Source organism: Legionella lytica (genome assembly GCF_044626755.1).
In the GTDB taxonomy this organism is placed as follows: domain Bacteria; phylum Pseudomonadota; class Gammaproteobacteria; order Legionellales; family Legionellaceae; genus Legionella; species Legionella lytica_A.
Window position 1 is genome coordinate 231,447 of sequence record NZ_JBGORX010000002.1, and the last position, 16,179, is coordinate 247,625.

The following is a 16,179-nucleotide window of genomic DNA, read 5'->3' on the forward strand; positions in this document are numbered from 1 at the left end:
TTAGCCCGCTACCAATACCATGATTTACACTTGCCATGTAAGTAAGGTCTCTTCTTCATCCCCTTCCTGAATAGAAAATACCGTCTTTCTTGCCGCTTGAATTAATCTGCGATCACGTGCCTCGCATTCCTTTTTCGCAAAAAAATTACTTAACAAATACGCACTCGAACCTGCGAGGGCACTGCCCGTTACAGCCACAGCTGGGGCAAGAGGAGCTGGACCATTTTCTTTAAAGAAAACACCTGCGCCGGCAGTAATATTCGCCGCCCCATGGATCGCCATATTTAACAGCAAGGTGACATTGCCCACAAACGGTATATCCACAACAACTTGTTGGGGGTCTAAAGTAACATCGAGAGGATAAGTAGTAGTCTTCTGTGGCCCATGATAATAAGGACCACTCGCATACTGGCTTCCTTGGAAGGGATAGGTCAGGCGCAACGCTGAATTCAATATATTCGAGTAATAGGCAAAACAAATTGCCGTGTTATAGCTAAGCATCGCAATGGACAGTGAACTACTTAGAGAAGTCAGCTGGGAGTGTCCAAACTCTCGAGCCGCAGGCCGTTCAATTTTGCAACCATAATTCTGTTGCGTAAACTGCTCATCATCACGATATTGCTGAAATTTTTTAAGTGAGCTACCTAAACCTTTTAAAATAAATCCTGAGCCCAGCGCTACCGCACTAACGATGCTGATCATCCCTGGATCAATATAATCAGTGGCTTGATAGAATTCCTGGCCCTCCAGCGTTTTGCTAACCTGTAATGGCAAGGTAAAGTTAATACCGAATAAGTGGTCAAAAGTCCCAGTAACATCTAATCCTCCCCAGCCGACCGCGGAGCCAGCATACGATCCTTGGAAGGTTTTATCCATTGCCTGGGCTGCGGCCAAGCCCATTCCCCCAATACTACAAGCAACAGAACCTGCGGTATCCAATACACTGGCTGTCGTATTAATTGCAGCGCTGAAAATACTCCCCATCCATCCCATAGCATAAATCCTTGTACATACTATAAAGTCCCTTGATTAGTCATTATCCAGCGACAAAGAGAAATCAAACCAAACCTAAAGCGGTCAGTTGTATCAAATCATAACTATTTCATGCCGTCAATGAGAAGGTATTACTCTATATAGACAAAAAAATGCCTCATAGTAAAATTTTTACTCCGAAAAAAATAACTTATTACTTTAGAAATGGGCTTATCTTATTGATATGATTCGTAAAAATCCAAGAAACACCGCGGTTCAATTCCCGATATAAGCTGTTTTTGGAGTCAATAAATCCCACGCCGACCACTTGCTGTGCCGCCAATAAACGCCTTACACATTTATTAGTGATTAAGACATAATGGCCAAGTACACCACCATAATGCTGACTAAAGCTTAAATCACAAAAAGTCCCCACGTTGTTATGTACCGCTACCAATAATAAAGCCTGCTTGGGAACTTGTGACAACCCCTGAAAACATTCATCCTTTAAACTAAGCAAGTGATAATCATTTACTGGCGTCAGGTCTTGCAAAATGGCGACCAAAGCATCCTCATGATGCAATGGCGTTTTTAATTCGATAAATAAATGCAGGCGCCCGCCAAATTCAGTAACCACTTCTGCCAGGCTTGGTATTTGCGGAACTTGTGCTCGTAAATCGGCAAAAGATACCTCGGCAATAGTTAACTCTCGCCCCCATAAGCGCTTTAAAGTGGGGTCATGATTTACCACTAAGACCTGATCTGCCGTTGCATGCACATCCAACTCAATTCCCCAGCATCCTGCCTTTGCAGCCAAACGAAATGCCATCAACGTATTTTCCATCACACCATGCGCATTATCATGAGCCCCGCGATGAGCAATTAAACGGGCCGCTGAGACCTGCTCCGCTTTTGGTTTTTTTCGAGGGAGCAAAGCAAAATAAGCATCGAACATTTTTTCCAAAAGTATAAGCGACATGGATCGACCCCAAATTGTTGTTCCTTCATTCTATGCAGGCCATGGCAAAAAGGCAAAAAGAGTGACTGATAAGGAGAATTTTCCTGAAAACTATTTCATTAATAGGCCTAATTGTGTAAAAATGGTTGGTTTTTTAAATCTACACGCGAGGGTAGATTATTACTGAGACGAGGATATGCCTTTAATTACCACTGATGTCGATCTCGCTGTTCGCGATTTACGCGCGGGAAACCCCGTTGCCATACCTACAGAAACAGTTTATGGGTTAGCCGCTCCAATTGATAACGAGCACGCCATTAGAGCTGTTTTTACGATGAAAGACCGCCCCTTAAATCATCCCTTAATCGTGCACGTAGCCCCCAATTGGGATATATCCTCGCTCGTTGAACACATCCCAGCTTATGCCAAACAACTTATTAACGCCTTTTGGCCTGGACCATTAACTTTAGTCTTACCATGTAAACCCGAGCAGGTAAATCCGATTATTACTGGAGGACAAAGCACCGTAGCGATTCGCTGCCCAGCCCACCCCTTGGCACAAGAACTATTAAGTAAATTACAGGTTCCAGTAGTTGCTCCTTCAGCAAACCCCTTTGGCAAGGTAAGCCCAACAACCGCCATGCATGTAAATGAATCATTTCCACAACAAACACTAACGATATTAGATGGTGGCCGCTGCACGGTAGGAATAGAATCAACCATTGTCGATGCCAGCAACCCAGAAACCTATCAGATTTTGCGCCATGGACTGATTGATGAACAAGCCATTGCCACGGTTATAACAACCCTATCAAGCAACCAATACAATAATCTCCGCGTTCCCGGCAAATTAGATAGCCACTATCAGCCGCATAAAACCTTATATTATTTCGCCGACTACGAATCCTTGGCGCAATTTTGCCAGCAACGCAGCGACGCTATTTATGCGATTGCTAGCCAACAACCAAGCAACGTTGCCCCAGCGCATTATCATCAACTGGCAGAGAGCCCAGAGCAAGCCGCCTTTGACTTATACTATCAGCTAAGACAAGCAGATGCCTCCAGCGCACAATGCATCGTCATCGAGCTCCCCCCGGCAACAGGCATGTGGCAAGGAGTTCGCGAGCGAGTTTTAAAAGCAGGTGTGCCTTATTCTCCCCAGTAATACCCAGCCATAGAACATAGAATATAGCCCGGATTAGTCATAGCGTAATCCGGGATCGGTAGTCGCCCCCCCAGTAGCGACATTTATCCTAAAAATCATTGACAGTATCTCAAAATATGAGTAACTTAACCGCGAATGCCGAGGTGGTGGAATTGGTAGACACGCTAGCTTCAGGTGCTAGTGGGGGTAACCCCGTGGAGGTTCGAGTCCTCTTCTCGGTACCATTCAACAAAATGAAACAACCCATCCGTAAATTTTCGTTAACCCTGCGCATGTTAAGCCCGCGTTAATAATGTTTCTTATAAACGAAACTTCCCGCTTCTAGAGTGCTATTGTCAGTATAATCTTGTCAGAAAAGCTCCTGAAGAGGATGCACCTAAGGGAACTCATCCCATACTTTAATCAACTTAGCAGTGGCCACCAAGCGCATAATACAATACACTTTTGCGTATACTAACTACTCAAGGATTGTGTAATGACGGTGCAATTGCTCTCTCTAAATGACGTAAAGCAAAGTATTAATATGCTCCAAGCGGTTGAAGCGATGGAGCGCGCTTTTATTCAATTGGCAGAAAACCACGTTAAATTACCTTTACGCACAGGAATGACTATCGATGAAGAGCAGGCGCTCACCCTTACAATGCCCGCTTATCTTGCCGCCGATAAGGCCTTAGGCTTGAAAGTCGTTTCCATTTTCCCCAATAACTCCCTACGCAATATCCCCTCCATTACCGGTTTTATCATGCTCCTTGATGCGCAAACAGGAGAACCTAAAGCGCTAATGGATGCAGGATATTTAACGGCTCTGCGAACCGGAGCGGTCTCTGGTTTAGCGACCCAATATTTTGCGCGCGAGGATGCATCCCATGTCGCAATTGTTGGCTCCGGTGTGCAGGCCGAAACCCAATTAGAGGCCGTAGCTTCCGTACGTGATATAACCCGGGTATCTGTTTGGTCCCGTGACCTGCAAAAAGCACAGAAATTTGCAGATAAATTTACCGACCGTTATGAAGTTAAGGCTTATGAATCAATACCCCTAGCAGTTCAAGAGGCTGATATTATTTGTACGGCAACAGGCAGTAACGAGCCATTGATTCACCTTAAGGATCTGCAAGAGTATGTACACATTAATGCGATTGGCTCCCACACGGCGAACATGAAAGAAATCGATAATGAGGTATTAGGAAAGGCAATGGTTATTGCTGATCAACTGGATGCGGTATTGGCGGAGTCAGGAGAAATCATGAGCGCGATTGCGCAACAGCAGCTTCAGCCTGAATCAATTGTGGAGCTTGGCACTTGGTTGCTGCATAAAAATGCCGAAGATAAAAATCGTCTTACGGTCTTTAAATCGGTGGGCTTATCCATCCAGGATGTGAGTGTGGCTTCGGTCGTGTATCAAAATGCCATAAAGAAAAACCTGGGTACTGCGTTTGCATTAAGCTAAGGATTAACCATCTGCCGAGAAATCCACCAGGGGAATTCGATTCCCCTGTTTAAATAAGTTTAAAAATTAGGGTCTCTATATCACGCATCTTTTACTTGTTCCGCATAAATCGTCTCATAGAGGGAGATGGTCGTATCCAGATGATGCTCGGAAATCAGCTTTCTGCTTTCTTTGCCCATTTGCTCTCTTGCTTGCGGCGACAACTGAGCCATCCGAGTGATTTTATTAACTAAATCATCGCTGTCACCGGGCTTGAATAAATAGCCATTTTTATTTTCTTTCACTAAATGAGGCAATGCTAAGGCATTCGCGGCAATAACAGGAAGTGAAGCCGACATGGCTTCCAGAGTAGCAAGCGATTGCAATTCGGCAATACCTGGCATGCAAAAAATAGATGCTCGGATATAAGCTTGACGTAAACGCTCATCATCAACAGAGCCTAAAAATTTTATTTGCTGCGACTTATTTAATTGCTCTACTAAGTGGCGAAGCTTACCCAAAATTTGTCCCTCCCCCACAATCTCCAAAAAAACATTCAGCGACTCAGGTATTTTTGCAATAGCTTTAATGAGTACGTCTATATTTTTTTCATGAGAAAGCCGCCCGACAAAAAGAATAATAAATTTCGACCGTTTCTCAATAAAATCACCCTCCTTCAATTCATAAAAATCAGGGTCAACCCCATTAGAAATCGCGATTATTTCTTGGCGTTTTAAATGTTTATTAATACTCTGAATGGCCAATTCGGTGGGCGCAGTGATGACATTAACTTGACTTAAAACCTGCTCCGCATCACGCCATAAATAGTCAATAAGACGTTTTATTGCCCCTTTTGGTAATGGTAGAAAAGGAACTATATTGTCAGGCATCACATGGAACGTCGCTACAACAGGTATATTATATTTCTGCGCCAGTTTTACCGCGAGCCGACCTAAGGAAAAGTGGCATTGAATGTGCACAATATCCGGGCGTTTTTCGATAAAAAACTGTTCCATTAGTTTTTTAATTTGCCAAGGGAAACACAGTCTAATGGTTGTATGAGTTATTATAGAATGCGATTTTAAACGATATTCAGTAACTCCTTTATTCCGAGTCACATAGCTGTTCCCCTTACTTGGGGATGGTGCAACCACGTAAACCTTATGTCCTCTTTGACTTAATCCGTCAGCCAATCTTTGCCCAAAACGCGCAGCCCCATTTATTTCTGGAGGATAGGTTTCAGCAATAATGGCAATAATTAATTTTTTTTTACTGGTAGACATAACAATCCTTCGCCTTAACATCGCCCATACATATCACTAAAACGAACAATATCGTCTTCATCAAGATGGCTCCCACACTGAACCTCAATCAAAATTAATCGCTCATCGAAAGGATTTTCCAGTTGGTGTTTTGCACCTATCGGTACATACATCGATTCATTAGGGTTGAGATATATTATTTTATCATCAAGGCACGCTTTGGCTTTGCCCTCCACCACGACCCAATGCTCACTACGATAATTATGCTTTTGCAAACTGAGAGATGCCTGAGGGGTTACTTCAATATGCTTAATTTTGAAACCAGGACCCTCATCAAGGATAGAGTAAGAACCCCAAGGTCGGTAAACGGTGCGATGACTTTTATGCGCCTCATGATTGTCTTTTTTTAATTGTTGGTAAAGAAGCTTAATATCTTGGACCTGCTCTCTATTTGAAATCAACAACGCATCAGCAGTATCGATGATAACGAGATTATTTAATCCTAATCCGGCAATCAGACGATTATTACCTCGTATATAACAGTTGGAAACATTCTTTAAGATGGCCTCAGCATCAACCTGATTATTTTCCTTATCCGCATGGGTTAAATTAGCAATAGCATCCCATGAGCCTAAATCGCTCCAACCTATATCGCATGCGACGACAGCCCTATTTGTAGATTTTTCTAAAATAGCATAGTCAATACTTTGATTGGCAATATGTTTAAACGTTTCCTTATCCAGCGAGAGTTTATTATAGTCCTGAGAGCAAGTTAGCTTGGAAGCCTCGAAACAATGTTTAACTGCCGCATAAATCTCTGGACAGTGGTTTTGTGCTTCTTCCAGTAAAATGCCTGCTTTACAACAAAACATGCCTGAATTCCACAAAAAATTGCCCATACTTAAATATTCTACTGCTTTTTCATAAGAGGGTTTCTCTATAAATCGAAGTACCTCGCATCCCTTCGCTTCAATATAGCCATAACCAGTATGAGGCTCAGAAGGTTTAATGCCAAAAGTAATTATATTGCCTTGATTAGCTAAATCGGCAGCATTTTGTACTGCTTCGTTAAATGCTTCTTGATCTTTTACTAAATGATCAGCTGGCAATATCAACATTAATGTATCTTCATTGTATTTATGAGCAATAAACAATGCGGCTGAAATAATAGCGGGACACGTATTGCAGGCATAAGGCTCTAAAATAAATGATAATTCAATACCATCATTATTAAGCTCTTGATAATTATCTAAAGTTTTAAAAAGTAACTCGTGATTAGTTACCGTAAGAATCTCATGTATCCCTCCAATATCTCGCGCTTTTAAAAAATTCCTTTGTAAAATGGTATAACCATCCTGGAGTTTAATAAAAGGCTTAGGGTGATGCAGGCGGGAGACTGGCCATAATCTGGTTCCTTCCCCCCCAGACAAGATTACAGGTACTATTTTGCTTATTGTAGAATTCATTCAATAACCGATAGTGCTCGCATTTACTCTAAGTATAGGCCGTATTGATACATAAGCAAAAATAGCTGTACTATCAGGTAGGAGGGGACATTAGTAACCATTTATTAATGATGCGCAAATCATCAGGAGATAAAGTTCCAGCGTCTTGTTTAAGCGCCACTAAGTTTTGAATGTAGGTGTATTTGTCTTTATTATGACGTATACGCGCCTGAATGAGCTTTTCTTCTTGATTAAGCACGGAAAGCAGATTCGTTCGTCCTAATTTATATTCTTCTTTGACAGCCCTAAACTGTTTCTCCTCCAAGGCCACAATTTCTTTATTTTTTTTGATTCGGCTTAAATCAGACATGAGCATGGCATAATTTTTTTTCACCGAATAGGTTAACTTTCGAATAGAGAACAGATATTCAAGCTTTGCCTGCTGACCAAGACGCTGATACTTTTTAACCGTGGCCGTGATTAAGCCTCCGCTATAAATGGGTACCGATACATTAAGAAAAGCCGCTGCATTGACCTGTCCGCTAGTCCCTGCTGCCATCAATAAGCTTCCATTTTTTATATGAAATTTTTGCGGTTCATACAACACCTCTGCATTGACTACGGGTAAACGATGTGAGGATTGTTCTTTAATTTTTTCCAATGCGGATTGTATTTTCAACCGGTTGGACACCGCCTTCCAATTTTGCTGTTTTGCAGCCTCGACCCATTTATTGACATTCTCTGGCTTAGGCGAAGTGAACGAAATGTTATTATTTAAAGGCGCCAACCGCTCATTATCATTTGCAATAATTTCTGCTAGCTTTTGCCGATGAATAAATAATTTTATTTGCGCCTCTTGGCAATGGATTTCTGCATTGTTTAATGCCGATTGCACCTGATCCAGGTCAATACTACTTGCCTTACCCAAATCGTGTTTTTCTTTAACCTGGGATAGCTGAACGCTTAAAAACTTCCTATTTGATTGATAATAGGCTAGACTGTCTTCATAATGCAACACATTAAAATATGCTTTAACCACACGGACGATTAAATTTTGATACTCTGCATTTAACGACGCAGCGACCACCTTCGCATCTAACTTGGCGGCAGCCAATTTTCTAAAATTTGCTAAATTAAAAATGGTCTGCGTCGCAGACAATCTAACATCCGCAGCGCTAATAACGTTATTTGCAGGTTGGAGATTGTCACTGACAATAGCACCACTGGATTTTAAGTTATTAATCAAGGGTTGCGTTACAAAATTAATATTGGGTAATAAATTAGATAAGCTAATGGCTATATCATCTCCAGACATTTGAGTGTCTATAATTTTTTGCTGGTAGACTGCATCATTTTCAAGCGCTTGCTCAAATGCCCCAATCAAATCCAAAGCCCAACTCTTTGAAAAAATAAAGAGTAAGCTCAAGACCGCAATCCTTTTTCCCATATGTTTCCCTGCAATAAACAACAAAATAGCCTAACCCTACTATAATTACTAAATAAACCGTTTTCAATGATATTACTATGGGTAATGGTCCAGCAAATGCTGCACGCCAAAATACTATTTCTATTTTTAACTCCATAACGCACTATTGGGAATATGGTAACAGGACCTCTAACGTCACTATCATTCTGATACATGGATTCCGAGGAGAGCATCATGGATTGGAACTCATAGCTAAACGCCTAGGTGATTATCGAATCGTGGTTCCGGATTTACCAGGTTTCGGCTTATCTGAGCCGCTCATCAATCTTGAACATAACACTTTTTTTTATCATAAATGGCTTAACGAATTTATTTTAAGTTTAAACTGTAAAGGAAAAGTCGCTCTATTGGGGCATTCTTTTGGCACCATCCTAGTAAGTGCGGCGGTAGCAGCAGGACTTCCCGTTGATTACCTGATCTTAGTGAATCCTTTGGCAGAGCCACTGCTGAAACAACGAGACCTCGGTTCCCAGTTGGTTTTAATATATTATTGGCTCGCCAACCATTTACCAGCTCCCTTTGATTTATCTTTATTGCAAAGTCGTTTAATCACTCAATTTATGAGCACTCTTATGACCAAAACAAGCAATAAAAATTTAAAACAATGGATCCATCATCAGCATCTGACCTATTTTTCTCAAGTAAAATCAAAAAGAACACTTATAGAAATTTTTAACGTGATAAAGAATGAATCGGTTACTCAATATGCAAAAAAAATTAACCAGCCTACCCTGCTCATTGCCGCCGAACAAGACAATGTTTGCTCTATAAACAAACAAGAAACCTTACACAGTTTATTTATTAATGCACGTTTGCTTGCAATTCCCCAATATGGGCATCTTTTACACTACGAAGCCCCTTACACAGTCGCCAAGGCAACTAAAAAATTTTTACGAGAAATGAATTAAAATGAACCCAAAGAAAAAAATTATTATTGCAGCAGATACCTATCCCCCAGACATTAATGGTTCTGCTCATTTTAGCGCTCGTCTTGCTCAGGGATTAGCAAAAAAAGGTTATGAAATCCATGTAATTGCCCCATCACCTAAAAAAGGACCGAGCTATTCTATGGCAGTGAATGGTATCATTGAACATCGGCTTCATTCGCATGCAGTATCTAACCATCAAACCTTTAGGCTCTGCTTTCCTTGGCAAATCAAAAAGGAAATACGACATTTATTTGATACGATTAATCCGGACGTAGTACACGTACAATGTCATTATCTGATCGGCCGTCTCGTCGTCAATGAAGCTGTAGCACGGACAACTCGCCTTATCGCAACAAATCATTTCGTACCTGAATGTCTTTCACCATATTTGCCATTTCCGCAATGGATAAATAATAAAATCGCCCAAATTTCCTGGCGTGATATCGGCAGAGTATTTAAAAAAGCCGATAAAGTCACAACTCCCTCTAGCCTCGCTATTAAACCCTTAGAGGAGCGCGCAGAGCTTGCGGAGGTAATCCCTATTTCAAATGGGGTCGATTTAAGCAAGTTTTATCGAACCAATGAACAGCAGCTCAAACCAGCAACGCCCACGATTCTTTTCGTTGGCAGGTTGGATCCGGATAAGAATATTCCTCTCCTGCTTGAAGCCATTAAACATCTGCAAAACGAGCTTATTGTGCATTTAAACATTGTCGGTCATGGACTCATGCGTAAAAAACTTGAAGATAAAGCGGTGGCCTCTGGAATTCAAAATCAAATCCATTTTTTAGGTTCAGTTAACGAAAATGAGCTGCGAGAAGCCTATCAACATGCTACGGTATTTTGTATGCCAGGAGCGGTAGAACTACAATCCATCGCAACACTTGAAGCAATGGCCTCAGCATGTCCTGTCCTATTAGCAGAGGCTATGGCCTTGCCCTTGCTGATTGATAACAACAAAAATGGGTATTTATTTAATCCACTTGATAGTCATGATTTAGCAGCAAAAATAAAAAAAATAGTGCAATTGCCTCTAGAGGAACTACAAGCAATGGGTAATGCGAGTTTTCAATTAGTGCAAAAACATCATATTGATAAAACATTAGAGGCTTATGAGCGATTATATTTTCCTCATGAATTCTCCTAAGAATATAGGTCATTGCAAACAGCGCAACTACTAATCCAAGGTTTGACGATAAGATCGATCTCCAACAAAAATAATCACGCAAGTAAAAACCAGAATAGGCCATAAATTCGGCCAAATTGCCGCAAAATCTGCTCCTTTGAGCATTACATCACTAGTAATCCTTAAAAAGTAGGTGGGTGGCAATAAATTTCCAATCCACTGTGCCCACGCCGGCATTGCGGCAAAAGGAAACATAAATCCGCAAAATAAAATTGCAGGTAATGCATAGGTACTGGCGATATTTGCCGCTTGGAATTGCGTTTTAGAAAGACTCGAAGTCACAATCCCTATACCTAAATTAGCGACGAAAAAAGGTAACGCGATAAGAGACAACAACACGATACTGCCATAAAAAGGGACATGAAAAAGATACCTGGCAATAAACAAAGTCAGATAAAATAAGATATACCCCAAGATGATGTTAGGTACTATTTTCCCAAACATTACCTCCAGCGGATGGATCGGCGTAACTAATAGCAACTCCATCGTTCCTTCTTCATATTCCGTAGTTATGGAAATTGCCGTCAACATGGTGAGCGAAATAGTGATAATAGAAACAATTAACCCTGGCAAAGTATGGTATTGGGCTTTTCCCGCTGAATTATATTTTGCATGCCTATCAATAACAAAAGCAGGCTCTTTCGTCTTAAGATAACTTAATGGGCCAATAGTATCTCTCTTTAAGGCCTCTAAAGCGATGGTATTCAATGCAGAAAAAGCATTCCCTATAAGCATGGGGTCAGAACCATCCCCTTCAATAAGCATATGCGGTTGCTTGTTCCTTATCAAATCATGAGTAAATTGTTCCGGAATATAAACAATGAATTGAACCTTTCCTGACTCCATAAGCTGTTTTGCATCATTATCCGTATTATAAATGGCTTGAATCTTAAAATACTCTGAATTATTAAGAGAATGGATAATACTGTTTACAAAAGGCGAGGTATCATGCGTAACCACGATGGTGGTCAGATGTTTTGCGTTGCTGTTAATGATATATCCAAATAGAATAACCTGAATTAAGGGAATTAAAATAAGGAAAAAATACGTTCGTTTATCGCGTAGCATGATAATAAACTCTTTTTTCTGAATCGCAATAAACCTTAACTTCATATCCTTTAAATTTGACATATTTATCACTCATCCAATTGATGAACTAATTTATATTTTCGGGTGAGCCAAATAAATATATCTTCTAATGTAGGATTTATTTGCCTCCAGGTTAAATAACCCAGATTTTTAAACGGTTTAATTGCTTGCTCCAAATCCGTTAGGTTTTGCCCGCTCACATGCAATGTATCAAAAAAGGTAATGACCTGATCAACTCCTGGGCAGGCTTCTAATTCTTTAGCTAAGGAAATCGTTTCTTTTCCTTGCACTTCCCAGGTAAACAAGTTGGCTTGTTGCTGAATTTCCCAAGGACTGCCCTTCATTATCATCTCACCATTAAATATGTAAGCCAGGTGACTACAATGTTGCACTTCGGCCATATTATGGGTGCTAAGTAGAATAGTCATCCCTTGTGAGGATAAATGACGCAAGAGATCCCAAAATATTTGTCTTGATTCCGGATCAACATTTGCCGTCGGCTCATCAAGGAATAATAGCGAGGGTTTATGAATAATCGCCCCAGCTAAAGCCAAACGTTGTTTCCATCCTCCCGAAAGAGCACCTGCAAGTTTATTACGATATTTATACAATCCCAATTCATACATGACATCATTAACGCGTTCCTCGCGATTCACTACACTATAAAGCTCTGCCATCAGTAAAATATTCTGCCCAATGGTCAACCGTTTATATAAGCTAAATGCCTGGGGCACATAACCTACATGCTTTTTAATCAGCGCCATTTGCTTTTTTAAATCGAGCCCTATGCATTCACCACTCCCCAGGTCTGGAGTTAAAAGACCACATAGCATACGTATTAAGGTTGTTTTCCCTGAACCATTGGGACCTAAGAACCCAAATATTTCTCCATATTTTACTTGCAAGCTAATATCTTTTACGGCAGCAACATGTGCAAAACTTTTAGATAAGTTTTTTACATCGATAATGAGGTTCGAAGAGTTCATAATCGATACTCAATTATAAAATAACGGTTATAGGTTGCCCCGGATGGATGGTCTGTGCTTTCGCATCAGGCTCTAAAATTGCCTCAATACGAAAAACCAGACGCTCGCGTTCTTCATTGCTGTAAATTACCGGTGGATTATATTCAGCCTTAGGGGAAATATAGGTTATTTTCGCTTTGGCCGATTCCCCACCCACATCATGACCAACCGTAACAATTTGATTTAAATTGATTTTTCTCAAGAATGCCTGAGGAGCAAAAAATATAATTTTTACCTGCTTGGGATCGAGCAAAGAAACTACCGTTGAACCTGCAGCCACTTCTTCCCCCTCCGTATAAAAGGTATCGAATACGAGTGCAGTTTTTGGGGCAGTAACTTCCTGCTGATTCGAATTCCATTGTGCTTTTTGTTCTTGAGCTTGCAAGGAGGCAAGTTTTGACTGAGCTATTTTTTTGTTTTGCAGTGCTTTTTGGTAATTAAGCAGACTATCCTCAAACGCTTCCTTAGAAATAATATCTTTTCCCAATAAAATAAGATCCCGATCTTTTTTAATTTTTTGCATCTTATAAATAGAATTGGCGTTACTTAATTCATCCTGCGCTTCCTGAACGTTTGCGCGCGCGATTGTTAAATTTTGGGCTGAAGTTTCACGCTCTAAGGTGAATAATAATTCCCCCTTATTCACCATGCGGCCTTTAGTAACATGATAGGACTTTAAGGTGCCTGATATTAATGCAGTGATATAAATATATCGGCCCTCCACATATCCTGTCAGTTGAGTCTGAGAAGTGCTCTTACACGAATTTAATAACAAAGGCAGAATGATGAGAGTCAGCCAACCAGCAAAGCCAATTAATTTTCTTATCTCTTCTGCTAACCAATTCATATCTAATATATTTTTGTAAGCTTGAAAAAATTATAGTAGTTCTTTATCCAAAAAGAAAATCAGCTTAAACAAAAAAATACAGTCCTTAATTAGTGCTATAATTAATAATCCAAATTGTACATTTTGGATGAATCACTTGGAGCAAGATAAATGAGTTATCAAGATTATATTAGTACCCACTTAAGACCAAGTGAATCGGATTTATCAGCATCTCCCTCTCCACCATCAATTCAATTAAATACACCGGATGATAAAGAGATATTAGGCTTGCTAAACTTTGCTTGCCTTAACCGGTACACATCAGGTTCTCCGGCAGAAGCCTTCGCGCTCGACACGTTCAAATTTGCCCGAAACTTCGTCCTCACCAGTTCTATTGATAAAATTACTTTTGATTGGGACAATACCTTATACAGTTCTCTTATTATACAAGGTGCTGCGGTTTTTCCCGCCCAACTATATAAAAAAAAATTACCCAAATATTTCCTAAATAAGTCGTTAACCGCCATCGAATCTCCCCGTCCATTTATGGAGGAGCTTGTTTTTGGCATGATGATTGGTTTTGCAATAAAACAGGGCTTAACTCAATTTACTGAATGGGAACGTTATAAACCTGAAGTTGGGATTTTAACGCTTACCTGGCCTCAGAGACTTGCGGGTCTAGCCCAACGCCATGTTCCTCTATTATCACTGCTTGAAGGTCATTTTCCCGGCAACAATGATGTCGCGGAGCAAATTCTGAAAAACAAAACTCGCGCCTTCGTCCACTTATATGATTTTATTAATTATATTTCCGACGTGTTAGACCAAATGGAACAGAGCCACTTTAAAAATTTACCTCATCATCAACGTATTGATCTGCAAGCCTGCTTTCAATTAGGCAAACTGCATAAGTTAAAATTTCCAGAGGTGTTAGAGAATAAAGATTGGCTTGGCAATAATCATTTGCATTTTGATGATTGCCTCTTGACCTTAAACCATCTTGAGGCTTATCAAGCAAAAAAAATCTCTACTGTATATGTAAGACAATCCCAGTCCGATGCCCCTAATATACGGTCGATTGATAGAATGTATACCCCATCGCTCTATTCTTCTATTCACAAATCACGAAAAGAAAGCATCTCTCGCATTGCAAAAAAAGAATATTTTAATTGTACAATACAAAATATTATCAACGTATTGAAACAGGAAACGTATTGGCCAATAACAGCCCCAGAGCTATACCAACGTCATACTCTTCCTGCCGGCACTCAATTAGCTTTTTATGAAAGTGCGACCACCGTGAATAACTTTTGGGAGAATTACCTTCAACCCATTAGCCTACTTCAAAAAAAATTACGCCGGGCGAAAAAACTCGTTCTCTCAAACCAATGAGCAACAAAAAACCAGTGCGGGGCTCACCGCCTATAACGATCAAAAAAAAGAATTATTTTATTTATCATCATTCGGGATGAGGTTTTAGAGCCAACTTTCTAACGAATGCTGCCCATCGCTTCTCCAAAACGAATTGCACTTTCTGCTTTTAAATTATTACTCCATTGGACTTTATTACCATCAGCAAATAATAAAACTACCGTAGAGCCTAGTTTAAAATAGCCAATCTCGCTGCCCTTGCTCAGGTGTTTTGTCACCGTCGAATCCTGACGATAGTCAAACGAAATAATCTCTTTGCTGCGTGCAACATCACCATGCCAACTCGTACCAATAGCTCCAACAATCGTTGCGCCGACCAGAACCATCTTCATCGGACCGGCTGCCGTTGCAAAAGAGATCACTAAGCGTTCATTACGCGCAAATAATTTAGGAACCACACGAGCGGTTGTAGGTTGTACCGAAAATAAGGCTCCGGGCACATAAGTCATCGAAAGCAACTCCGCATCCAATGGCAAATGGATGCGATGATAATCTTTAGGAGATAGATAGAGGGTCGCAAAACAGCCACTTTCAAATTGTTGAGCTTCTGCAGCAGAACAGGCTAAAAGTTCCGTTACGGAGTACTCGCGCCCCTTGGCCTGAATCAGTTGTCCTTGATGAATCGCGCCAATCTCACTAACACAACCATCAACCGGCGAGAGAATATCTGCCGGTGCCAATGGTCGACATGCTGGCTTTAAATGCCGAATAAAAAAATCATTAAAATTGGCATAAGCAGTTGGATCTTCGATTAAGGCTTCACTCATGTTCACATTATATTTTTTAATAAAACGTTGAATGATAAAATTTTTAACTCTGGGCTGTTTAACTTCAGCCAAACAACCGGCTAAAGTGGTGAGCCCATGTTTAGGAATAACATATTGAGGAACCGTTTTGAATAAATCTAAAGACATGCAATAACTCACCCGTATTAAAAAAGCACAATCATACCCCATACTGTATTCCGCCACAATTTATG

At 40.5% G+C, this 16,179-nt stretch carries 14 protein-coding genes and 1 tRNA gene; 6 read left to right on the forward strand and 9 right to left on the reverse strand.

Features of this window, described 5'->3' with window-relative positions; genetic code table 11:
- Window positions 1-24 precede the first annotated feature (24 nt).
- Together ACD661_RS08445 and ACD661_RS08450 are read right to left on the reverse strand one after the other, a co-directional pair.
- On the reverse strand, window positions 25-993 hold the full coding sequence (locus ACD661_RS08445) for a hypothetical protein (protein ID WP_400187425.1): 969 nt from the start codon (window positions 991-993) through the stop codon (window positions 25-27).
- Window positions 994-1,186: 193 nt separating this feature from the next.
- Entirely contained in the window at window positions 1,187-1,951 is a 765-nt protein-coding gene (locus tag ACD661_RS08450) for a glycerophosphodiester phosphodiesterase (RefSeq protein WP_400187426.1), read from the reverse strand.
- 175 nt (window positions 1,952-2,126) lie between these two features.
- Between ACD661_RS08450 and ACD661_RS08455 the strand changes: the two genes are divergently transcribed.
- The 3 genes from ACD661_RS08455 (at window position 2,127) to ACD661_RS08465 (ending at window position 4,542) form a co-directional block, all read left to right on the forward strand.
- Window positions 2,127-3,095, forward strand: a complete 969-nt coding sequence (locus ACD661_RS08455; RefSeq protein ID WP_400187427.1) for an L-threonylcarbamoyladenylate synthase — start codon at window positions 2,127-2,129, stop codon at window positions 3,093-3,095.
- A gap of 137 nt (window positions 3,096-3,232) precedes the next feature.
- A tRNA-Leu gene (locus ACD661_RS08460) sits at window positions 3,233-3,319 on the forward strand.
- Window positions 3,320-3,570: 251 nt separating this feature from the next.
- Window positions 3,571-4,542: an ornithine cyclodeaminase family protein gene (locus tag ACD661_RS08465; RefSeq protein WP_400187428.1), complete on the forward strand. Its 972-nt coding sequence runs from the start codon at window positions 3,571-3,573 to the stop codon at window positions 4,540-4,542.
- 80 nt (window positions 4,543-4,622) lie between these two features.
- On the opposite strand, the gene ACD661_RS08470 is transcribed toward ACD661_RS08465, so the two are convergent.
- The 3 genes from ACD661_RS08470 to ACD661_RS08480 all read right to left on the reverse strand — a co-directional run bounded on the left by ACD661_RS08470 (window position 4,623) and on the right by ACD661_RS08480 (window position 8,675).
- Complete coding sequence (locus tag ACD661_RS08470) at window positions 4,623-5,804, reverse strand: glycosyltransferase (protein ID WP_400187429.1); 1,182 nt, start codon at window positions 5,802-5,804, stop codon at window positions 4,623-4,625.
- A 14-nt stretch (window positions 5,805-5,818) separates the two neighbouring features.
- Window positions 5,819-7,249, reverse strand: a complete 1,431-nt coding sequence (locus tag ACD661_RS08475; protein ID WP_400187430.1) for a mannose-1-phosphate guanylyltransferase/mannose-6-phosphate isomerase — start codon at window positions 7,247-7,249, stop codon at window positions 5,819-5,821.
- A 73-nt stretch (window positions 7,250-7,322) separates the two neighbouring features.
- Complete coding sequence (locus ACD661_RS08480) at window positions 7,323-8,675, reverse strand: TolC family protein (protein WP_400187431.1); 1,353 nt, start codon at window positions 8,673-8,675, stop codon at window positions 7,323-7,325.
- A gap of 77 nt (window positions 8,676-8,752) precedes the next feature.
- Here ACD661_RS08480 and ACD661_RS08485 point away from each other — a divergent pair, with 77 nt between their 5' ends.
- Together ACD661_RS08485 and ACD661_RS08490 are read left to right on the forward strand one after the other, a co-directional pair.
- Window positions 8,753-9,622 (forward strand): alpha/beta fold hydrolase, encoded by an 870-nt coding sequence (locus ACD661_RS08485; protein ID WP_400187432.1) that lies wholly within the window; start codon window positions 8,753-8,755, stop codon window positions 9,620-9,622.
- 1 nt (window position 9,623) lies between these two features.
- Window positions 9,624-10,790 carry a glycosyltransferase gene (locus ACD661_RS08490; RefSeq protein ID WP_400187433.1) on the forward strand — a complete coding sequence of 389 codons (1,167 nt, stop codon included), beginning with the start codon at window positions 9,624-9,626 and terminating at the stop codon, window positions 10,788-10,790.
- Between the two features lie 30 nt (window positions 10,791-10,820).
- Here ACD661_RS08490 and ACD661_RS08495 read toward each other — a convergent pair whose 3' ends face one another.
- The 3 genes from ACD661_RS08495 to ACD661_RS08505 are packed head-to-tail and all read right to left on the reverse strand — an operon-like array spanning window position 10,821 to window position 13,790.
- The gene (locus tag ACD661_RS08495; RefSeq protein ID WP_400187434.1) at window positions 10,821-11,960 is read right to left on the reverse strand and encodes an ABC transporter permease; all 1,140 of its coding nucleotides are present in this window, start codon (window positions 11,958-11,960) and stop codon (window positions 10,821-10,823) included.
- A gap of 5 nt (window positions 11,961-11,965) precedes the next feature.
- Window positions 11,966-12,904, reverse strand: coding sequence for an ABC transporter ATP-binding protein (locus ACD661_RS08500; RefSeq protein ID WP_400187435.1), 939 nt, complete (start codon window positions 12,902-12,904; stop codon window positions 11,966-11,968).
- A 13-nt stretch (window positions 12,905-12,917) separates the two neighbouring features.
- Entirely contained in the window at window positions 12,918-13,790 is an 873-nt protein-coding gene (locus ACD661_RS08505) for an HlyD family secretion protein (RefSeq protein WP_400187436.1), read from the reverse strand.
- A 150-nt stretch (window positions 13,791-13,940) separates the two neighbouring features.
- Here ACD661_RS08505 and ACD661_RS08510 point away from each other — a divergent pair, with 150 nt between their 5' ends.
- The gene (locus ACD661_RS08510; protein ID WP_400187437.1) at window positions 13,941-15,161 is read left to right on the forward strand and encodes a hypothetical protein; all 1,221 of its coding nucleotides are present in this window, start codon (window positions 13,941-13,943) and stop codon (window positions 15,159-15,161) included.
- A gap of 98 nt (window positions 15,162-15,259) precedes the next feature.
- Here ACD661_RS08510 and asd read toward each other — a convergent pair whose 3' ends face one another.
- Window positions 15,260-16,114, reverse strand: a complete 855-nt coding sequence (gene asd / locus ACD661_RS08515) for an archaetidylserine decarboxylase (protein ID WP_400187648.1) — start codon at window positions 16,112-16,114, stop codon at window positions 15,260-15,262.
- Between the last annotated feature and the right edge of the window lie 65 nt (window positions 16,115-16,179).